A 20280-nucleotide genomic window follows, 5' to 3' on the forward strand; every position below is an offset into this window, starting at 1 on the left:
CGCGTCGTCCCTGCGTGACTTATCAGCGCTTGGCGTAGCCGATCCACGCGAACAGCGGGCGGCCGAACAGCAGGCACAGCAGCGACAGCACGACCACCGCGCCCAGGTGCCACAGCAGCACCATCAGCGCGGTCTCGCCGCCGTGGTACAGGCTGACGCCGGCCGCGGACAGCGCGGCCGCGCTCAGCGCCACCAGCATCGCCGTCGGTGTGGGGCGCACCACGCCGGCGTGGCGCACCATCACCAGCATCAGCAGGCCCAGCGGTACGCTGGTCATGGTGATGGCCACGGCGCATTCCGAACTGACCGCTTCCATCAGGAAGGCGTCCGCGCCCATCCGCACGTAGTCGCGCAGGCAGCCCCAGCCCAGCCCGGCCAGCCACAGCAGCAGCGCCGGCACCGGCAGCCACATCCAGCGCGGCGAGCGTCCCGGCACGCTGATCTGGAACACCGCATACGCGGCCAGCAGCCCGGTCAGCACGCTGGCGATCCATTCCAGCAGCAGCGGCGCCTGCGCCAGGTCGGCCATCAGGCCGGTGCGCAGGCCGTAGACCGAGGCGATCATCGCGATCAGCACGCCGGCCAGCGCCACCCACACCGCGGTGCGGCGCAGCGGCGAGGACAGCGGGCGCACCGGTTCGGCGCGTGCGGCCAGCTGGTCGATCAGGCGGCGGGTGTCAGTCATGGGGGACGTCCTCTTTGCCCAGGGCGTGCCGGAGCGATTTCAGCGCGCGGTGGCAGGCCACCTTCAGCGCGCTGACGCTCTGCCGGCTTTCCGACGAGGCTTCATTCAACGACAGGTCTTTCAGGTGCACCAGTTCGATGGCCTGCTGCTGGCGTGGCGTCAGGTCGGCCACCGCCTGGCGCACGTGGCGGGCGGCCTGGCCGCGGGCGAGCGCGTCGTCGGGGCCGGGGGTGGTGTCGTCGATGCGGTCGAACGGTTCCTCGGCCAGCACTTCGTGCTCCACCCGGCGCGCGCGCCGGCGCAGCACGTCGATGCAGCGGCGCGTGGCGATGGTGGCCAGCCAGGGCTTGAACGGGCGCCCGGGTTCGTAGGTGTGGCGCACGCCGTGCACGATCATCAGGATGTCCTGCACGGCGTCTTCGGCGTCTTCGCGGTTGCCCAGGTAGCGGCGCGCGATGGCGCGCAGGTACGGTGCGATGGCGCTGAGCAGGGCGTGGTAGGCGGCGTTGTCGCCGCCCTGCGCGCGGCCCATCCACGCGCCCCATGCTTCGTCGTCGCCGGCAGGCGTCTGCACGGCGTCGGCAGGCATCGCATCGGTGCGTTGCGGCTCGACCACGACGGGTGACGGGAAAGCGAGGAGGGTGGCCATCATGCGGCTCGCGTCGGTGGCTGCCAAGTCAGCGCGTGGACACGCCGTAGCGGCGTGCGATCAGCGCGTCCAGCGACAGCACGCCCGGTCCGCGTGACATGACATACAGCAACGACACCGCCCACAGGCCGTGCGTGGCGAACGCCGCCGGATACACGAACAGCTGGATCACCAGCGTCATCCCCAGCAGCGCCAGCGCCGACAGCCTGCTCGCCAGGCCGACCAGCAGCAGCAGCGGAAACACGTGCTCGGCGACGGCCGCAAGATACGTGGCCAGCTCCGGCGGCAGCAGCGGCAGCGCGTACTCGCTGCGGAACAGTTCGACGGCGTTCTCCGAGATGCGCGGCCATCCCAGTTGCACCGTGCCGCCGAGCGGATCCAGCACCAGCCCCTCGATCTTGGTCTGCCCGGACAGCCAGAACGTCACCGCCACCGACACGCGCGCCAGCAGTGCGATCAGGCTGTGCGGGATGCGCGCGAAGTGCGCCAGCGCGTCGGCCAGTCGCTGCCCGGCGGCGCGACGGGGTTGGGCGGTCGTGGGAGAGGTATCGAGGGTGCTCACATCAGGACTCCGGTGGAAGGTCGAAGGCAATGGCCAGGCCGTGCGCCAGCAGCAGGGCGAACAGCGCGCCGTCATCGGTGTGCGGCGAAGACGCATGCGCCAGGGCGAAGGCCTCGCCCAGCGTGCGGCCCGCGGCGAGCGCGTCGAGCCAGGCGAGGGCGCCGGCGGGCAGTGCAGCCACGCGGACATCGAAGACCGGACGTGCGATCAGGACGTCGTCGGACACGCGGGTGTCGAGGCCGTCCAGATGCGCGTCGGCCAGATCGGCCAGTCCCTGGTGCGCCTGCCACACGCTCAGTGCGGCATGCGAGGCACGGAACCACGCGCAGGCCGGATGCAGCACGACGCGCGTGCCGGGCAGGCGCGTCGGTGCCTGCAGCAGGGCGTGGTAGGCGGCGTCGGGCAGCGGCACCGCATCGGCGGCGTGGTAGGCGCGGATGCGCAGCGCTTCGATGCGCGCCACGTCGGCCAGGCCGGCGACCGCGGCGGCCGGCGCGAAGGCGGCGATGAAATCGGGGAAGTCCAACGCGTAGTCGGTCAGCACCGGCGAACGGGGCGGATCGGCCAGCACGCGCTCGCGCGCCATCGCGCGGAAGAACGTCTCGCCCACCAGCGCCTGCGTCACCGGGAACGACGCGACCAGCGCATCGACCAGGCTGACGACGAAGGTGTTGCGATGGATCGCCAGTCGGCGCGCGGCACGCTCGCCGGCGACGCTGGCAGGCAAGGCGGTCTCCGCATGCCGCAGCGCGGTCGAGAAGGCGCCGTGCAGGCTGGCCGCGGCGCTCATGCGGCGGCGCGCCGGGTGGCGGCCTCGTCCAGCCACGCCTGCGCCTGCCGCGCCTGCGCGCGCAGGATGGCGTAGTCGGGCACGTGCGTGTCCCATTCGATCAGCGTGGGCAGCGGCCCGGTGCGGTCCAGCACGTGCCGGTACAGTGCCCACACCGCGTCATCGACCGGCGCGCCGTGATCGTCGATCAGCACCGTCTCGCCGGCGGCATCGACGTCGCGCGCGTGGCCGGCCAGGTGGATGTGCCGCACCGCGTGCAGCGGCAGGGCGGCGAGATAGGCGAGCGGATCGTGGCCCTGGTTGTGGCAGGACACGTGCACGTTGTTGACGTCCAGCAGCAGTGCGCAGCCGGTGCGCTGCACGATGGCCGACAGCAGGTCGGGCTCGCTGTAGGTGCTGCCGGTGATGGGGAAATAGGTGCTGGGATTTTCCAGCAGCAGTTGCAGGCCAATCCGTTCCTGCACCTGTTCGATGTGCCGGCACACGCGGGCCAGGCAGGCGGCGTCGTAGCGCAGCGGCAGCAGGTCGTTGAAGAAGCGGCCGTCGTGCGTGGACCACGCCAGGTGTTCGGAGAACACGGCCGGCCGGTAGCGCGCGAGCAATGCCTGCACGCGGGCGAGATGGGCGGTGTCGAGTGGCGCTTCGCCGCCCAGCGACAGGCCGACGCCATGCACGGAGAGCGGCAGGCGTTCGCACAGCGCGGACAGCTGCGCATGCGGCGGGCCACCCGCACCCAGGTAATTTTCCGCATGCACTTCGATGAAGCCGGGCGGCTGCGGGTCGCCGATCAGCGCGTCGAAGTGCGGGGGCTTGAAACCGATGCCGGCCTGCGCGGGCAGGCCGGCATCGACCGGGAGACGATCGGTGCCACGGGGAAGGATCGCAAAGGTCACCGTCGCATCTCCGGCGTTGCGATCAACCGGCCTTGGCAGGCTTGGGCGTGAACGCGGCGAGCTGGCCGAAGCCGGTCGGCGAGGTCTTCGACGCCATCTTGGTGCAGGTGCCGGCCGGCACGTACTTCCACGCATTGGCCTGGTAGTCGGTCTTGGAGGTACCGGCACAGGTGGTGCCCGGACCGGCGGCGCAGTCGTTCTTGCCTGCCATGGCCACGCCATAGCAGCGTTCCTTGGCGGCCTTGTCGGCGGCGGAGGCGGGCGTGGCGCCCATGGCCAGCGCCGAACCGAGGGCGGCGGCGAGGGCGAAGGCGGGGACGGCGGTGGTGAAGGGGCTGGACATCGGGAAGTCTCCTGTAGGTGGACCGGAGGGGCCGGCACCGTGCCGGATGTCCCTCTCGCAGGAAGACTTCGTGCGCAGAGCAAAAAAGGTTACGTCCGCCGTCGCGCGGACACGCGCTCACTCGGGCACGGCGATGCGGTCGCCGCGCTCGAAGGTGGCCAGCGTGGCGCGCATCGCGGCGGTGTCGGCATGCGCCGGGCCGGCCGTGGCCTGCGTGTGCGCCAGTGCCTGGTCCAGCCAGGCGCGTGCCTGCACGCGGTCGCCGCGGCGTAGGGCCAGGTGGGCGCGCATCACCAGCGCCTGTCCGCGCATCCTGCGTTGCGCCGCCGTGGCCGGTTGCGTCGGCGGCGTGGCGAGCAGGTCGGACAGGCGTGCATCGGCGCGGTCGAGGTCGCCGTCGCGCAGTGCCAGCGAGGCATCCAGTTGTTCGTTGAGCAGGCGCCAGCCGAAGTCGGGCGTGTAGGCGCGCAGCAGTATCCGGTTCTCCTCCAGCAGGCCTCGCGCCTGGCCGAGGTCGCCGGGGCGGTCGCGCTCGATCAGGGCCTCGACCAGGGTGATGCGGTGCGAGGCCGGCACCGGCAGCCCGCTGCGCCGGCTCTGCGCCAGGGTCGCGTCGAGCCGGCCGATGACGTCTTCCAGCTGCTGCCTGCGGGCCGCGGGGGTCGGCGCCGGCAGGGTCAGCAGGCGCCGCGCCAGCATCGATTCCACCCGCAGCACGTCGGTGTGGTCCGGCGGATAGGCCGTGCGCAGGATGGCATCGGCGCGGCGCAGCAGGGCGGTGCCGTCGACCGTGCTGGCCGGGTCGAACATCGACGCCAGCGCGCGCACGCGCAGCACGTCGGCGTATTCCGGATGCTGCTCGCCGAAGTCGCGGCGGACGATGGCCTCGGCGCGCTCCACCGCGGCGAGGCAGGGCGCGAAGCGGCCGCGCACGCAGTCGCCATGCGCCAGCAGGCGCCAGCTGCGGCCCACCAGCGGATGCTGATCGCCCAGCAGGCGGCGGTACTCGGCCAGCACCTGGCGGGTGGCGGCATGGCCTTCCTCCATGCGGCCCTGCGCCATCAGCGTGTGGGCGGACAGCAGGCGCGCCGCCTGCGCCACCAGCGGCGCGCCGTCGCCGGACAGGCGGATGGCGGCGTGCAGGTCGGCGTCGGCATCGGCGAAGCGCACCTGCCGCAGCGCCCACTCGCCGCGCAGGGTGCGCAGTTCGGCCTGCGCGGTGGTGTCGCCGGCGCGTTCGGCCAGCGCCAGGGCCTGCTGCAGCGTGCGGTAGGCGTCCGCGTGCCGCACCCGGTGCCACTGGCTGCGCGCCTGTTCGGTCAGCAGTTGCAGCGTCACGGCGACGGCGGTGTCCTTGTCCGCGGTGGCCAGCGCCTGCTGCGCCACGCGGCCGGCCTCGGCCGGTTTGCCCTGCAGGTTGAGCAGGGCGGCCAGCGTGGCGGCGTTGCTGGCGGGATCGTCGCGCTGCAGGGTGCCGGCCTCGCGGGCCAGCGCGGTGGCGCGGCCGTAGTCGCCGATGGCCATGTAGTTGCGCGCCAGCATCGCCAGCCCGCGCGCCTGCACGTTGGGATGGTCCTGCAGGTCGAGCGCGCGCATGCGCCGTTCGGCGTCGGCGAGCAGCTGCTGCGAGGACATCGGCGTGGCGCCCAGTCCGGACAGCGTGGCGGTGCCGACTGTCTGTTCGAACACCTGCGACAGCGCCTGCGATTCGGCCGCCTCGTGCGCCAGCCGCAGGCTGTGCCAGACCGCCACGCCGGCGCCGGCGACCAGCAGCAGCGCGCAGCCGGCCGACACCGCGGCCACCGTGCGGTGGCGGGCGATGGAGCGGCCCAGGCGGTAGGCCATGCCGCCGTCGCGGGCCTGCACGGGGCGCAGCTCCAGCCACGCCTGCAAGTCGGCGCGCAGGGCGGTGATGGAGGCGTAGCGCGCGGCGGGCGAGGTCGCCGTGGCGCGTTGCACGATGGCGTCCAGGTCGCCGGACAACTGCCGCGCCAGCACCGCCGGCGTGCGGCAGGCGCGCGCCGTGGCGGTGTCCACGGGTTGCAGCGCGGCGAGCGCGGACATCGGCTCGACCGCGGCGTCCTGGCCGCCGACGGAGGCCAGCACGGACGGGCTGCGCGGCAACACACCGGCCAGCAGCACATGCATCAGCCGGCCCATCGACCAGACATCGGCGGTCACCCGCGGCGGCGCGCCGGCCATCGCCTCGGGCGCGGTATAGCCGAACGACGCCGCCAGCCGCGGCAGGCTGCCGGGCGCGGCGAGCGAGGCGGTCAGGCCGAAGTCGAGCAGCTGCACCTGGCCGTCGTCGCTGACCATCAGGTTGGACGGCTTGATGTCCTGGTGCAGCACGCCGTGGTCGTGCGCGTACGCCAGCGCGTCGCAGGCCTGCACCAGCAGCGCCACGCGCCGGCGCAGGTCGGCGCCGCGCGCATCGCACCAGTCCTCGATGTGGTCGCCCTGCACGTAGCGCATCGCGAACCACGGATGGCCGTCGCCATCCACGCCGCCATCGATCAGGCTGGCGATGCCGGGATGGTCCAGCGCGGCCAGCGCCTCGCGCTCGCGCAGGAAGCCGTCGATCAGCGCGGGCGAAGAGAGTTCGCGGCGGATGCACTTCAGCGCCACCCGCTGCTGGTACTGGCCGTCGGCGCGTTGCGCCTCGTAGACGCTGCCCATGCCGCCTTCGCTGATCAGGCGCTCGATCCGCCACGGCCCCAGCCGCTGCTGCAGGCGCGCGTCCTCGCCGGGCTCGGATGCGGTCTGCAGGTCCGACAGGGTGCCGGGTAGTTCGTCCAGCAGGTCGGACTGGTGGCCCGCGTCCAGCGCCTGGTCGGAGGCCAGCAGCCGGGCCAGCAACTGGTGCGTGGCCGGGTCGTCCTGCGCCAGCGTCGCCAGCGCGGCGGCGCGCCGTGCCGGCGTGAGCGTGATGTATTCGTCGAACAGCGCCAGTGCGCGCGTGGCGGAGGTGCTCATGTCCGCGCCTGCGTCGCGCGCGGACGGCGTGGGGAACGTGGCGTGCGCCTCGGCGGCGGACGGGAAGGGGGGACCTGCATCGCGAGTGCCCTGGGCCCGGGGAGGACGGGCGGTGTCATGTGAGGTGATCGGGCCGTCGCGGCCGGAGAGGACGCGGGGCCGGTGGCAGTCGACTCACATTGGTGCTACACAGGCGGCCGCGGGGAACGCCGCACGGCGGCGGTTCCACCGCCCGTCGCGGGGCAGGGGCGACGGCCACCACGAGGGAACGGCATGGCGATCACGTGGCGTGTCAGGGTGTTGGCGGGACTGGTGTGCAGCGCACCGATGCTGGCGCAGGCACAGGCGGCGGATGCGTGGACGTTCCGGCTCACGCCGTATGTCTGGGGCTCGTCGACCGAGGGTTCGTTCGCGCATGCGCGGCTGCCGGTGACGGTGAATACCTCAAAAAGTTTCCGCGACTCGCTGGAGGAACTGGACGCCGGCGCGATGGGTGCGTTCGAGGCACGCAGGGGCCGCCATGGCCTGCTGCTGGACGGCCAGTTCGCCAAGCTCTCCACCACGGTGCAGGTGCCGGTCGCCGGCGCCGCGTTGCCGGTGCGGTTGAAGACGCGCACCACCAGCGGTCTGCTCGCCTGGCGCTACGGCCTGCTCGAACGCGACGCCACCCACCTGGACCTGGTGGCCGGCGTGCGCGTGTGGTCGGCGCGCGTGCGCCTGGCCTACGCCGCGCCGGTGCCGACACCGCCGGTGCCGCAGCAGTATTCGGGCGAGCAGTCGCACCGCTGGGTCGATGCGCAGGTCGGCGTGAAGGGGCGGCACGGCTTCGGCAACGGCGTGTTCGTCGGCGGATGGGTATTGGCCGGTACCGGCGAATCCGACCTGTCCACCGACCTGATGCTGCTGGCCGGCTACGACATCAACGAACGCCTCGCGGTGATCGCCGGCTACCGGCGCTTGTCGACCGACTTCGAGACCGGCGGCGGCTTCCGCTTCGACACCACGATGCAGGGCCCCGGCCTGGGGCTGGAATACCGGTTCTGATCGCCCCCCACGCACAGGAGTGACGCCATGCAGATCGCACGTACCGCTTTGCACACCGCCGTGTTGCTGCTGGCCACCGCGGGTGCCGGCGCGCAGGCTTCGGCCGAACAGGTCGACACGGCGTTGCGTGACGCCGCCACGCAGGCGCAGCCGGCGGTGATCGAGACGCTGCGCGAGCTGGTGACGACCGAATCCGGTTCCACCGACCACGAGGGCGTCGCCACGCTGATGGCGTACTTGGACACACGGCTGCGCGCGCTGGATGCGAAGGTCGATCGCATGCCCTCCGCCACCGGTGGTCCGGACATGGTGCGCGGCGTGTTCACCGGCAACGGCGCGCTGAAGGTGATGCTGATCGCCCACGCCGACACCGTATACGACCGCGGCATCCTCGCCCGCGAGCCGTACCAGCAGAAAGGCAACCTGCTGTATGGGCCGGGCATCGCCGACGACAAGGGCGGCATCGCGGTGATCCTGCATGCCATAGCGTTGTTGAAGGCGCGCGGCTGGAACGATTACGCCACGGTCACGGTGCTGTTCAACCCGGACGAGGAAATCGGTTCGCCCGGTTCCGGCGAAACCATCGCCACGCTGGCCGCCGACCACGACGTGGTGCTGTCGTTCGAGCCCTCGCCGGCCAAGGCGGTCATCGAACACGAAGGCGTGCTGTTGAGCGCCGCCGGCACCTCGCAGGTGCGCATGAGCGTACAGGGCCTCTCCGCGCACGCCGGCGCCGCGCCGGAGCAGGGCCGCAACGCGCTGCTCGAACTGGCGCACCAGCTGCTACAGACGAAGGACGTGGCCGTCGGCGTGCCCGGCGCGCAACTCAACTGGACCACCGCCAATGCCGGCACCGCGCGCAACCAGATCCCCGAGCGTGCCGAGGCCGGTGGCGACGTGCGCGTGATGCAGGCCGACAGCAACGAGAAGCTGCTCGCGGCGCTGCAGGCGAAGGTGAAGGAGCGTCCGCTGGTTCCCGACACCACCACGACGGTGACGCTGGAACCGCTGCGCCCGATCTACGTGGCCGGCGACCGCGGCCGCGCACTGGCCGACCTGGCGCGCGACATCTACGCCGAGCTCGATGGGCGGCAGCTGCTGATGCATCCCACCACCAACGGCGGCACCGATGCCGGCTTCGCCGGGCGGTCCGGCAACGCCGCCGTGCTGGAAGGGCTGGGCTTGGCGGGCTGGGGCTACCACGCGCGCAACGAATACATCGAGATCGATTCCATTCCGCCGCGCCTGTACCTGGCCGCGCGGATGCTGATCGAACTGGGCCGGCGCGCGCATACCGAATCGCCATGACGCGACGCATACACGGCGCGACCTAGGCTGGGGCCTTTCCTGATGGAGTGCCCCCATGCCCGCCTCGACCCGTGAAGACGTCATCCTGCAACTCGACCGCGTGGACACCGCGATGGAAGCCCCCGAGGCCGACAAGCCCGCGATCCTGCAGCAGGCGCTCGACTGGCTGGCCGACCACCCGCCGGAGAAGGCCGCCGATTCCCTGTACTACCGCGAACGCCTGCAGGTGATCCGCGAGCGGCATGGTGCGAGGTGATGCACGCCGTGCGGGTTGGTGCCGTGTCGATGCAATGGCTGGATGATGGCACCGGCGTCGGTGCTGGTGCCGGTACGGAGCATCGGAAAAGTTCAGCAAGTCCGCTTGCCTGATGCCGTCCCTCGATTTCCGTTCGTGGTGAGCTTGTCGAACCACGCTTCTCACCGTAATGCAGTAGCGTCATGACCCGTCTATCCATCGCGAAGAGCGTGGTTCGACGGGCTCACCACGAACGGAGTCGGTGTCCCGGTGATTCCACCGGTCCGGGTCTTGATGATGCAAGGGCCGGAAGCGCTCCGGGGCGCGCAGCGACGTGCGGGGTGGTGTGGTGCAGAGGGATCTTTTCGGTGATGTGGCCTGTGTCTGTATGCGCGTGCGTGTGTGAAAAGAAGTTGTCAGAGCGGGACGCATCCTGCGGGCTGATGCGGTCCCCAGATTCCCGTTCGTGGTGAGCCTGTCGAACCACGCTTTTCACCGTAATGCAGCAGCGTCATGATCCGTCAATCCATCGCAAAGAGCGTGGTTCGACGGGCTCACCACGAACGGAGTCGGTGTCCCGGTGATTCCACCGGTCCGGGTCTTGATGATGCAAGGGCCGGAAGCGCTCCGGGGCGCGCAGTGACGTGCGGGGTGGTGCGGTGCAGAGGGATCTCTTTCGGTGATGTGGTCTGTGCCTGTATGCGCGTGCGTGTATGAAAAGCGGAGGCCATGGCGGGACGCATCCGGCTGGCTGGGGCCGTCCTCGATTTCCGTTCGTGGTGAGCCCGTCGAACCACGCTTTTCACCGTACTTCGGCAGCGTCATGACCCGTCGATCCACCGCAAAGAGCGTGGTTCGACGGGCTCACCACGAGCGGTGCTCATGGCACGGGGTTTTCGCTGGCGCGGGTCCCCATGTCGCGAGGAGCGGGCGCATTCCGAGTCGCGCAACAACGTGCGAGGCGCCGCATTGCGGACGGCCGTGGCCTGACGGTGTCATCTGATCCAACGATGGCCGACCCGCGCAGGCACCTGCGTGTCAGCAGGAGAGATCCCCGCGATCCGTGCGACCGGCCAGGACGGTCGTTGCACGGCGCCCGTCCGCCTGTCCGACAACCGGATGCCCACGATGCGCCTTCCACCGCACCTTCGTCCGTGGCCGCGGCTGGCCTTGCTGCTCCTGCTGGGCGTGGTGGCCGGGGGCTGCACGACGCGGGGACCGGCGCGTGCCGTGCGGGGCGATGCGGAGGTGAAGCAGGTGCCGAGCCGCGTTCCCGTCGATGCGGTCAGCCGTCCGTACTTCAATGACGAAGCCGGGTCCGTCGCGATGGCGGAGGATGCTTTCGATCCACCCGCGCTGGCCGGCGATGCCGCGCTCCCACCGCCGGCGACGGAAGACGCGGTCGCGACCGCGACGACCGCGCGGGCGTCGACGTCAGCGACATCGCACTGTCCCTTCGGCGAGCCGGTGCCGCGTCGCGGACTGGATTTCGGTGCCACCGAGCGCGTCGTGCGCGCCGGGTACGCGCTGCTGCACAGCGCCGACCTGAAGACGCCGTACTGGGTGTGCGAGACCTACACCACGCGCTCGCTGCAGAAGAACGTCGAGCGGGCGGGACTGTCGTTCAAGGCCGATCCGTCAGTGCAGCAGGCGCGCGCGGTGCCGGCCGATTACGCCGGCTCGTCGCAGCACCGCACGCGCGCCGGTCTGTTCCCGATCGACATCGGCCACATGGCGCCGGCCGAGGCGCATTCCAGCAGCGAGTCGCGCATCGCCGACACGTTCTATCTTTCCAACGCGGTGCCGCAGCATCGCGCGATGAACCGCGGCCAGTGGGCGCGGCTGGAAGCCTGTGCGCGCACCACCGGCCCGGTGCGCGGGGCCAAGTGGGTGATCAGCGGGCCGATGATCTATACCGAGCGCGATGTGCAGTTCATCACCGTCGATACCCTCGGCGACGGCGTGGTCATTCCCACCCACACCTGGAAGATCCTGGTCTACCGCACGCCGGCCGGCGAGCTGCGTGCCTGGGCCGCGGTGATGCCCAACCAGGTGTTGCCGGAAAACTCCCAGCTCGGCGATTTCGTCGCCAGCATCGATGCGATCGAGGACGCCACCGGCTTCGACGTGCTGCCGGACCTGGAGACGCGCGAGCAGGCGGCGCTGGAGCGCGTGGCGCATCCGATCCAGTGCCAGTGACGGTGCCGCGCTACGTCGTCAGTCCCAGTTCGCGTGCCGCCGCCGCGGCCTGCGTGCGGTTCTCCACCTGCAGCTTGCTGAGGATGTTGGCCACGTGCCAGCGCACGGTGTTGACCGAGATGAACAGCGTCGTGCCGATGTGGGTGTTGGTGGCGCCTTCGGCGAGCAGGCGCAGCACCTTGAGCTCGCGCCCGCTCAGCGTTTCGGCGACGCCATTGACCAGAAAGGGCACGCGCGTGCCGGCCGAGAACGGTGTGGCGGCGCGGGTCGTCGGCTGCCCGGCGGCGGCGCAGATGCGCGCCAGATAGTCCGCTTCGAGCGGCGACAGCACCGAGGTGCCGGCGCGGTCGCGGGCGAACGCCACGAAGGTGTCGCCGGCCGCCTGGCCCTGGTCGAGGATGCTGCGCAGGAAGCCTTCCTCGGCGCCCAGCGCCAGGATCCGGCGTGCGGTCGCGAAGGCGGCGTCTTGCCGGTGCACCTGCACCAGCGCGACGATCAGCAGCGACAGGATCTGGATCTTGCGCGCACGTCGCTCCGCGGCCTTGGCCAGCAGGGCCAGTGCCTGCAGCGGTGCGATGGTCGCAGCGGCATGGCCCTCGGCGATCAGCAGGCGGCACTGGCTGATCGCGCGCAGTCCCGCCGGGCGCGACCACACCGTCGGCAGGGCGATACCGTCGTCGATGCCGGTGTGGTGCGCGAACCGCCGTGCGCCGGCGACATCGCCGGCCAGCAGGCGCAGGCGGATGCTCTCGCTGTTGGCCAGCGCACAGGTCCGTTCAAAGGCGGCTTCGACATTGATCGTGACGGCCTGGTCCAGGTGGGCGAGGGCGGCGTGCACCTGGCCGCGCGCGCCGAGGATGCCGGCCATCGCCACGAAGCCGCCGGTGCGGATGTCGACGTAGGCGCATTCGTCGACCAGCGGCAGGTCGTTCTCGAGGATGGCGTAGGCGTCGTCCAGCTCGTTGGCTTCGTAGTGCAGCACGGCCAGCAGCACGCGCGGCATGGCGGCGTTGAACGAATGCTCGCCGCTGGCGCGGACGGCGACGTCCAGCGCGCGCAGGAACTGCGTGCTCGCATCGGACAGCCTGCCTTGGGCCTGGTCGGTGAGGCCGCTGATGCAATGGCTGTAGCAGATGCCGTAGGAACAGCCGGAGTCGGCGTGGAAGCGCCTGGCCAGGCTGGCCGACTCGACGGCATGGGCGAATTCGCCCCGGGCCAGCGCGACCAAGCCGGCCACGTTGTTCAGGCATCCGGACAGGAAGTGGTAGTCGGGCGCATCCGGAAAGCGCACCGCCGACAGCGCGCGGGTGCGGTCGATGTCGTCGGCCATCAGCGCCACGATGGTGCGCAGGGTGTGGATCTCCCCTTCCAGCACGCGGCGGGCTTCCTCGACGCCCTGGCACAGCGTGTCGGCGGCCGCTTCCACCCGTTGCAGCAAGGCTTCGGCCAGGTGGACCTGGGCCATGTGCGCCACCGCCCAGCACTGGTACAGCGGCAGCCGCGGATTCTGGTCGAGCACCTGCGGCGGGAAGCGCTGTATCCAGCGTGCGACCTGGGGGATGTGTCCCTGCTTGATCATGTCCACGGCGAACCGCTCCACCAGCAGCGCGGCATGGTCGAAGTCGTCCGCGTCCAGCGCCATGTTGACGGCTTCCTCGTGCAGGCCCGCGTCGGCGAACCAGTTGCTGGCGTCGCGGTAGAGCGTCGCCAGCGATTCCGGGTGCCGGCGCCTGAGCTGCGCACGCAGGAAGTCGCGGAACAGGTGGTGATAGCGATACCAGTGGCGACGGGCATCGAGCGGGAACAGGAACAGCCCCAGCGTCTCGACCTGTTCGATCATCGCCTGCGCATCGTCGAAGCCGAGCAGCGCGTTGCAGACATCGGCGTTCAGGCGGTCGAGGATCGAGGAGTACAGCAGGAACTGCTGCACCGCCGGCGGCTGCCGCCGCACCACCTCGGTGGCCAGGTAGTCGGCGATGTCGCGGGTGTCGCCGGACAGCGCGTGGATCGCGCTGCGCGCGTCGCGGCTGTCCTTCAGGAACAGGCTGGCCAGTTGCAGGCCGGCGCCCCAGCCTTCGGTATGCCGCAGCAGCAGGTCCAGTTCGCGCGGGGCCAGTCGCAGGCCGCGGGCCTGCGCGAGGAAGGCGTCGGCCTCGCTGCGGTTGAACGTCATGTCGCGCATGCCGAGTTCGCGCAGCGCGTTGCGTCCGCGGTAGCGCGCGACCGGCAGCGCCGGCGCCACCCGGCTGGCGATCACCACGTGCAGGCGCGGCGACGAGCGTTCGATCAGCTGGTGGACCAGGTCGTTGAGCGCGGGCGTTTCGGCCAGGTAGTAGTCGTCGAGGAACAGCACGCGGTCTTCGTCCAGGCCGTCCAGGTCGTTGGCGATCCTGATGGTCGTCTCGTCGCCGTCGAGCGCGGATACGCGGCCTTCCACGAAGCTCGTCGTCGCCGCCGAGATCACGGCCTGCGCGCGGTTGAAGGCGGCGATCAGGTGGCGCACGAAGATGAAGAGGTCCTGGTCGTTGCGGTCCAGCGACAGCCACACCGCACGGTCGCCCAGATGCTGGTGCCATTGCGTGATGAGCGTGGTCTTGCCGAAGCCCGCCGCCGCGACGACCAGCACGACCTTGGGCAGGTCGTCGATCACCGGCATCGCAAGCCGCGGCCGCTCGATGGCGCCCGCGGGTCGGCTTGGCGGGCGGAGTTTCGTGGACAGGATTTGCGGGGCAGCGGACGACATGATGTCTTCCAGTCGCAACATGCAGGCGGTGCCGGCATGGCACCTGTAGCGGTGGCGTCGTCCTGGTGCCACGACGTACCCGGTGGGTACGTTCCGTTTCCGCGCCGCCGTGTGGTTGCGTGCGCAACGGCAGTGGGGCGGTGCAAGCGGCCTCGGCGGATCGGCGTCGGCGATAGGGCCACTCTACGCCTGATCCTCATGCCGTCTGTCTTGTGTGAGTTCACTTTCCGGAGGTGACAGGACGGGTACGCCTCCGGCGAATGTGCCGTCCTTCCGGACGGTGACCTTCCGCCAACCGCGTCCCACATTGGTATCCGTCGAGTTCTGAATGTCGATGGCCAGGAGGACACCATGGAACGCCACGAACATCCGTACTTCCGCTCGAAGTCCGATCGTCCCGCCGCGCCCGGATACGACGAGGCGTCCGCAGGCGATCTGTCGCTGGTGGAGGAAGCACCCGCTGCGCATGCCTGCACGGCGGCCTGCATCGAACACTACGATCCGCCTGCGGCCGGCGACGCCAGCCTGCTGGGCAACGTGACGGTCGCCGTGGTCGGACTGGGGTATGTGGGCCTGCGCGTGGCCACGGCATTCGCCGACACCTTCCCCACCCTCGGTTTCGACATCGACGAGACGCGCCTGTCGACGTTGCGCAACGGCATCGACTGCACTGGCGAGGTCGGCCCGGACGTACTGGCGCACAGCAGGCTGATGCTGCATTCCGATCCGGCGGCGCTGGCGGACAGCAACTTCTTCATCGTCGCCGTCCCCACGCCGTTGACGGCGGCCGGCAAGCCCGACCTGGGCATGCTGGTGGAGGCGTGCGCGACGATCGGCCGGGTGATGGCGCCGGGCGCGACGGTGGTGATCGAGTCGACGGTGTACCCCGGCACCACGGAAGAGGTCTGCGGTCCGGCGCTGGAGCAGGCCAGCGGGCTGCGCTGCGGCGTGGACTTCCAGCTCGCCTACAGCCCGGAGCGGCTCAATCCCGGCGATGCCCGGCGCGATTTGGCTTCGATCGTGAAGCTGATCGCGGCGCAGGATCGCCGGACGCTCGACCTGGTCGCCGCGGTGTACGGCACGGTCGTCGGCGCCGGCGTGCACCGCGTCGAGTCGATCAAGGTGGCCGAAGCGGCGAAGCTGCTGGAGAACACGCAGCGCGACGTCAACATCGCGCTGATCAACGAGATGGCGCAGATCTGCGGCCTGCTCGGCATCCGCGTCGCCGATGTGCTGGGCGCGGCGGCGAGCAAATGGAACTTCCTGCCGTTCTCGCCGGGCATGGTCGGCGGGCACTGCGTCGGCATCGATCCGTACTACCTGGCGGATACGGCGCAGCGGTTCGGCTACCAGCCCCGGCTGATCCTGGCGGCGCGGCAGGTCAACGAAGGCATGCCCGCCTATATCGCCAGCCGGATCGTGCTGGCGATGGCGGCGCAGGAGACGTGCATCCGCGGTGCGCGGGTCGGCATCCTGGGCGTCACCTTCAAGGAGGGCGTGCCGGACATCCGCAACTCGAAGACGGTCGAACTGGCGCAGGCGCTGGCTGTCTACGGCATCCAGGCGCATATCGCCGACCCGCGCGCCGACGTGTACGAAAGCCGCGCCGCGTTCGGCATCGAACTGGAGGACGAGACCGACTGGGGCGACCTGGACGTGCTGGTGCTGGCGGTGCCGCACCCGGAGTTCACCGCCCGCATCTACGACCAGGCCGAGCAGTCGCTGCGTCCGCAGGGCATGTTCGTGGACCTGAAAGGGGCAGTGGATCCGGCGTTGCTGCCGGAGGACGTGTTCTATCTTGCGCTTTAGGGGAGACGTACGCCGGCGGGCGCGCAATGCGTCCGCTGGCGCGCGTCGCCGACGTGGGTTGGCGCCTTGTCAGGCGGTCGCGTCCGCCGGTGCCGCCAGCAGCAGTGCCACGGCGGTGCGCAGATCGCTCGCGCCCTCGTTGCCGTTGTCCGGACGGTCGCGCAGGGCGGTGTGCAGCGCCAGCAGCGCGGCTTCGTCCAGGTCGCCGCGCAGCACCAGCGCCAGCACGGCGCCGCTGCGCAGGTGCGGCAGCAGTCCGGTCACGAAGGTGATGCCGTGGTAAGCGGCGAGCGCCTGCAGCGCCCGCCGCTGCAGCCACAGGTCGATGGCGCTGAAGGGCGAGGCGGCGCCGGGCGAGGACACGGCCAGCAGGGTCAGGCGCTCATCGTGCGGCGCATGCCGCACCAGCGTGTCCAGCGCCACCGATACGTGCGGCAGGCGCTCGTGCAGGGTGGCTTCGTCCCAGCGCGGGCCGGTGTGGCCGCGCAGATGCAACCAGCCCCCCAGGTAGGCATCCAGTTCGGCACGGGCATCCTGCAGGGCACGCGGATCGGGCGCGGCGGGGATCGGCATCAGGTCGACGCGGGCGCGCCAGGCTTCCAGTTGCGCGCGCAGCCGGTCGGGAAGCAGGTCGTGCGGCAGTTCGTCCTGTTCGCCGTGCACCGCGTCGGTCCAGCTGCGGCACATCACCACCAGCGCGGCGGTCGGGTCGTCCTGCGCGGCGGCCAGCCAGGCGGGCTGTCGCCAGTTGCGCATCTCCTGCAGGTGGATCGTCGACAACAGCGGATCGGAGGAAGGTGTTGGCTGTGTGCGCAGCAACCGCACGCGCTCGGCGAGCGCGGCGCGCTCGGTGCAGTGGCCACACATCAGGCAAGACTCCGGATTCCGATCCTCTTGTCTGTTCGCACTCACCGCAAAAATCAGGACGCGGTCACGCTCAATGTCAGTCGATCATCACGTCGCCGGTACGGTCGAACGCGACCAGCCGCGCGTGTGCACGTTCGGCGAAACCATCCTCGATGCCGCGCGCCTTCGCCAGGCTGTCGCTCGCGCGCTGCAGCAGGGCGCGTGCCTGTCCGCGCTCGCCGTTGCGCGCCAGCAGGGCCGCACGCAGTGCGTAGGCCAGGCAAAGGGTGCGCCGGTTGTTGTCGGTCGACAGCGTGCTGTGCGTACGGGTGCGCTCGGGCCGGTCGAGATAGGTTTCCAGCGCTTCCGTGACCGGCGCGAGCAGGCGGTCTGCGGCGGCGGTGTCGTTGTCGAGATAGGCCAGCCGCGCGCGGTCGTAGTCGTTGCGGTAGTAGACGCTGTAGGTGGGCGGGAACGCGCGCAGGGTCGCGGCGTTGTCGTCCAGTACGCGTCGTGCGCGGGCGAGGTCGCCGGGTGCGCTGCGCTGCTGCAGGGCGTCGGCCAGCGCCATGCGGTCCAGCGGCCGCAGCGGCAGGCCGACGCGCGCGAAGCTGGCATGCACCGCTTCCATCCGTTCGATCACCTCGGCCAGTTGTTGCTGGCGCGGCTGCGGCGAGACCTGCGGGAAATACAGCAGGCGGCGCGCGATCATGAAGCGCACGTGCTGGACGGAGTTGTGGTCTTCGGGATAGGCGGCGCGCAGCAGGGTTTCGGCGTGGCGCAGCAGGGCCATGCCCTCGTCGTGGCGCCCGCGCAAGCCGAGCAGCAGCGCACGGATCTGCAGCAGCTCGGCATGTTCGGGATGGCGGTCGCCGTACAGGCGCAGGGTGATGTCGCTGGCGCGGTCCAGTGCGTCTTCGCAGGCGTCGAGTTCGCCGCCGCTGCAGCGCAGGCCGGCGACCACGCGCCAGGTGCGTCCGACCAGCGGATGCGATTCGCCCAGCCGCGCGCGGTAATCGGCCAGCACGCGGTCGATGGTGGTGCGTGCTTCCGGCAGGCGCTCCTGCATCACCAGGTTGTGCGCGGCGATGCGGCGCGCCTCGTTCGCCAGCAGCGGATGCCGCGGCGTGGCCAGTGCGATGGCGCGCTGCGCATCGGCGCCGGCGGCGGCGAAACGCTGCAGTCTGATGTTCCACAGCGCACGCTGGGTGCGCAGTTCCGCCTGTGCGGCGCTGTCGTCGGCGGCGAGGGCCTCGTCCAGGGCGGCGTCGAGCAGTGCGCGGGCCTGGTCATGGTCGGCCAGGTGCCAGCGGGCCCGCGCCGATTCGGTCAGCAACTGCCGGCGTGCCGACGTGGGTTCATCGGTGGCGGTGCGCGTGAGGGCGGCGCGGGCGACGCGCTCGGCTTCCGCCGGCTTGCCCTGCAGGTTGAGCAGCGCGGCCAGGGTGGCCTGGCTGCGCGCGCTGGTGGCGTCTTCGCCGGGCAGGGCGGCGGCCTCGCGGGCGAGTGCGGTGGCGCGCGCGTAGTCGCCGATCACGGCATGGTTGCGCGCCAGCATGCCCAGGCCCTGCGCCAGCACGTCGGGGTGATCGGCCAGCGGCAGCGCGCGCACGCGCTGCTCGGTCTGTCGCAGCAGCGAGTGCGAGGAGATCGGGGTTTCGCCCAGCCCCGACAGGGTGGCCGTACCGAGGGTCTGTTCGAACACCGAGGCCATCGCCTGCGCGGCGCGCGCGGCGTGGGTGGCCTGCTCCCGCTTCCAGGCGACGCCGCCGATGCTGCCGGCCACGGTCAGCGCCAGCACGCCCGCCAGGCCCACCGGGATGCGGTGGCGGGCCAGGAAGCGCCCGCTGCGGTAGGCCCAGCTGTCGGGACGCGCGCTGACCGGGCGCCTGTCCAGCCAGGCGCGCAGGTCGTCGTGCAGGGCGCGGACGCTGCCGTAGCGCGCAGCCGGGTCCTGCGCGATGCAGCGTCGGGCGATGGCGTTGAGGTCGCCGGCGAGGTGCCGGGCCAGCGCGCCGGCATGACGGCAGCCGCGGCGGCGTGCGTCCTCGGTGGACATCGCCGCGGCCAGCCGCGAGAGCGACGCCGCGACCGGCACCGCCGATCCGTCGCCCGCCACCATCATCAGTTGCGAGCGCGTGCGCGGCAGCGTGCCGGCGAGCAGGCGATACATCACCATGCCCAGCGACCAGATGTCGGCGGCGACGGTGGGCGCCACCGACGCCAGTGCCTCCGGCGCGGCGTAGGCGTGCGAGACCGCCAGCCGCTGCGTGCTGTACGGCGCGGCGAGCGACACGCTCAGGCCGAAGTCCAGCAACTGCACGTCGCCGCTGTCGGTCACCAGCAGATTGGAAGGCTTGATGTCCTGGTGCAGCACGTGCGCGGCATGCGCGTGCGCCAGCGCATCGCAGGCCTGTGCCAGCATCGCCACGCGCTCGCGCACGCTGGCGCTTCGCTGGTCGCACCAGGCATCGATGGGCGTCCCCTGCACGTGGCGCATCGCAAACCATGGGCGTCCGGCGTCGTCCACGCCGCCATCCATCAGCGACACGATGCCGGGGTGATCGAGGCTGGCCAGGATGTCGCGCTCGCGCAGGAAGCCTTCGATCACGCGCGGCGACGACAGGTCCTGGCGGATGCACTTCAGCGCCACCCGCTGGTGGTACTGGCCATCGGCGCGCTGCGCTTCGTACACCGTGCCCATCCCGCCGCTGCCGAGCACGCCGGTGAGGCGCCACGATCCCAGCCGTTCGCCGATGCGCGTGGCGGGTTCCTCCGCATCGCGGAACAGCGGGCTGTCGGCGACGTCGCGGAATGCGTCGAGCAGCGGGACGTGGTCCGCCATTCCCAGGTCGGTGGCCAGAAGGCGCCGCAGGGCCCGGTGGGCATCGGGCTCTTCCTCGGCGAGCGTGTCGAGCGCCGCCTTGCGCGCGGCGCCCGTCAGCGTGACGAAGCGATCGAAAAGGTCGAGGGCGCGGAGCGTGGCGGGATTCATCGAGGAACTCGTGGCAAGGCAGGGGCACAGCGCGGGCAGGCGCGGCATCGTCGGCGCCCGCCATTGTTTGCTGCGGCTGAACTGGCTATATCGTGGCGGCCGAGGGCTACAGGACCCGGCCACCGGGCGAGGGCCTGGCGTCCTCGCGTGGTCCGGGGTGATCAGCGACCGGCGGCACGGGCATGAGCCGGAGTGGCGCTGCG

General features: G+C 71.1%; 15 protein-coding genes. 5 read left to right on the forward strand and 10 right to left on the reverse strand.

The window, feature by feature from the left end:
• Positions 1-22: 22 nt before the first annotated feature.
• The 7 genes from MMG85_RS15965 to MMG85_RS15995 form a co-directional block, all read right to left on the reverse strand.
• Positions 23-685, reverse strand: a complete 663-nt coding sequence (locus MMG85_RS15965) for a DUF1109 domain-containing protein (RefSeq protein ID WP_241046930.1) — start codon at positions 683-685, stop codon at positions 23-25.
• Positions 678-1334 carry a sigma-70 family RNA polymerase sigma factor gene (locus tag MMG85_RS15970; protein ID WP_241046931.1) on the reverse strand — a complete coding sequence of 219 codons (657 nt, stop codon included), beginning with the start codon at positions 1332-1334 and terminating at the stop codon, positions 678-680. The genes MMG85_RS15965 and MMG85_RS15970 overlap by 8 nt, the downstream gene beginning before the upstream one ends.
• A 28-nt stretch (positions 1335-1362) precedes the next feature.
• Positions 1363-1896, reverse strand: coding sequence for a DoxX family protein (locus MMG85_RS15975; RefSeq protein ID WP_241046932.1), 534 nt, complete (start codon positions 1894-1896; stop codon positions 1363-1365).
• A gap of 1 nt (position 1897) precedes the next feature.
• Positions 1898-2686 carry a DNA-binding domain-containing protein gene (locus MMG85_RS15980; RefSeq protein ID WP_241046933.1) on the reverse strand — a complete coding sequence of 263 codons (789 nt, stop codon included), beginning with the start codon at positions 2684-2686 and terminating at the stop codon, positions 1898-1900.
• The gene (locus tag MMG85_RS15985; protein WP_241046934.1) at positions 2683-3579 is read right to left on the reverse strand and encodes a DUF692 domain-containing protein; all 897 of its coding nucleotides are present in this window, start codon (positions 3577-3579) and stop codon (positions 2683-2685) included. The genes MMG85_RS15980 and MMG85_RS15985 overlap by 4 nt, the downstream gene beginning before the upstream one ends.
• Before the next feature lie 22 nt (positions 3580-3601).
• Positions 3602-3922: a DUF2282 domain-containing protein gene (locus MMG85_RS15990; protein ID WP_055939865.1), complete on the reverse strand. Its 321-nt coding sequence runs from the start codon at positions 3920-3922 to the stop codon at positions 3602-3604.
• 117 nt (positions 3923-4039) lie between these two features.
• Complete coding sequence (locus MMG85_RS15995) at positions 4040-6898, reverse strand: serine/threonine-protein kinase (RefSeq protein WP_241046935.1); 2859 nt, start codon at positions 6896-6898, stop codon at positions 4040-4042.
• 273 nt (positions 6899-7171) lie between these two features.
• On the opposite strand from MMG85_RS15995, the gene MMG85_RS16000 reads away from it, so the two are divergent.
• The 4 genes from MMG85_RS16000 (at position 7172) to MMG85_RS16015 (ending at position 11684) form a co-directional block, all read left to right on the forward strand.
• Positions 7172-7942 carry a hypothetical protein gene (locus MMG85_RS16000; RefSeq protein ID WP_241046936.1) on the forward strand — a complete coding sequence of 257 codons (771 nt, stop codon included), beginning with the start codon at positions 7172-7174 and terminating at the stop codon, positions 7940-7942.
• Positions 7943-7969: 27 nt separating this feature from the next.
• Positions 7970-9250: a glutamate carboxypeptidase gene (locus MMG85_RS16005; protein ID WP_241046937.1), complete on the forward strand. Its 1281-nt coding sequence runs from the start codon at positions 7970-7972 to the stop codon at positions 9248-9250.
• Positions 9251-9305: 55 nt separating this feature from the next.
• A complete protein-coding gene (locus tag MMG85_RS16010) occupies positions 9306-9506 on the forward strand; it encodes a hypothetical protein (protein ID WP_241046938.1) in 201 nt (66 codons plus the stop codon).
• Positions 9507-10613: 1107 nt separating this feature from the next.
• Positions 10614-11684 (forward strand): DNA/RNA non-specific endonuclease, encoded by a 1071-nt coding sequence (locus tag MMG85_RS16015; protein ID WP_241046939.1) that lies wholly within the window; start codon positions 10614-10616, stop codon positions 11682-11684.
• Positions 11685-11694: 10 nt separating this feature from the next.
• Here MMG85_RS16015 and MMG85_RS16020 read toward each other — a convergent pair whose 3' ends face one another.
• The gene (locus MMG85_RS16020; protein ID WP_241046940.1) at positions 11695-14427 is read right to left on the reverse strand and encodes a LuxR C-terminal-related transcriptional regulator; all 2733 of its coding nucleotides are present in this window, start codon (positions 14425-14427) and stop codon (positions 11695-11697) included.
• Positions 14428-14778: 351 nt separating this feature from the next.
• Here MMG85_RS16020 and MMG85_RS16025 point away from each other — a divergent pair, with 351 nt between their 5' ends.
• The gene (locus MMG85_RS16025; RefSeq protein ID WP_241046941.1) at positions 14779-16236 is read left to right on the forward strand and encodes a nucleotide sugar dehydrogenase; all 1458 of its coding nucleotides are present in this window, start codon (positions 14779-14781) and stop codon (positions 16234-16236) included.
• A gap of 69 nt (positions 16237-16305) precedes the next feature.
• Here the strand turns inward: MMG85_RS16025 and MMG85_RS16030 are convergent, their stop codons facing one another.
• Both MMG85_RS16030 and MMG85_RS16035 read right to left on the reverse strand, forming a co-directional pair.
• Entirely contained in the window at positions 16306-17103 is a 798-nt protein-coding gene (locus tag MMG85_RS16030; protein WP_241046942.1) for a hypothetical protein, read from the reverse strand.
• A 76-nt stretch (positions 17104-17179) separates the two neighbouring features.
• On the reverse strand, positions 17180-20077 hold the full coding sequence (locus tag MMG85_RS16035; protein WP_241046943.1) for a serine/threonine-protein kinase: 2898 nt from the start codon (positions 20075-20077) through the stop codon (positions 17180-17182).
• Between the last annotated feature and the right edge of the window lie 203 nt (positions 20078-20280).

It is taken from the genome of Pseudoxanthomonas sp. LH2527 (assembly GCF_022539275.1).
Taxonomy (GTDB): Bacteria; Pseudomonadota; Gammaproteobacteria; order Xanthomonadales; family Xanthomonadaceae; genus Pseudoxanthomonas_A.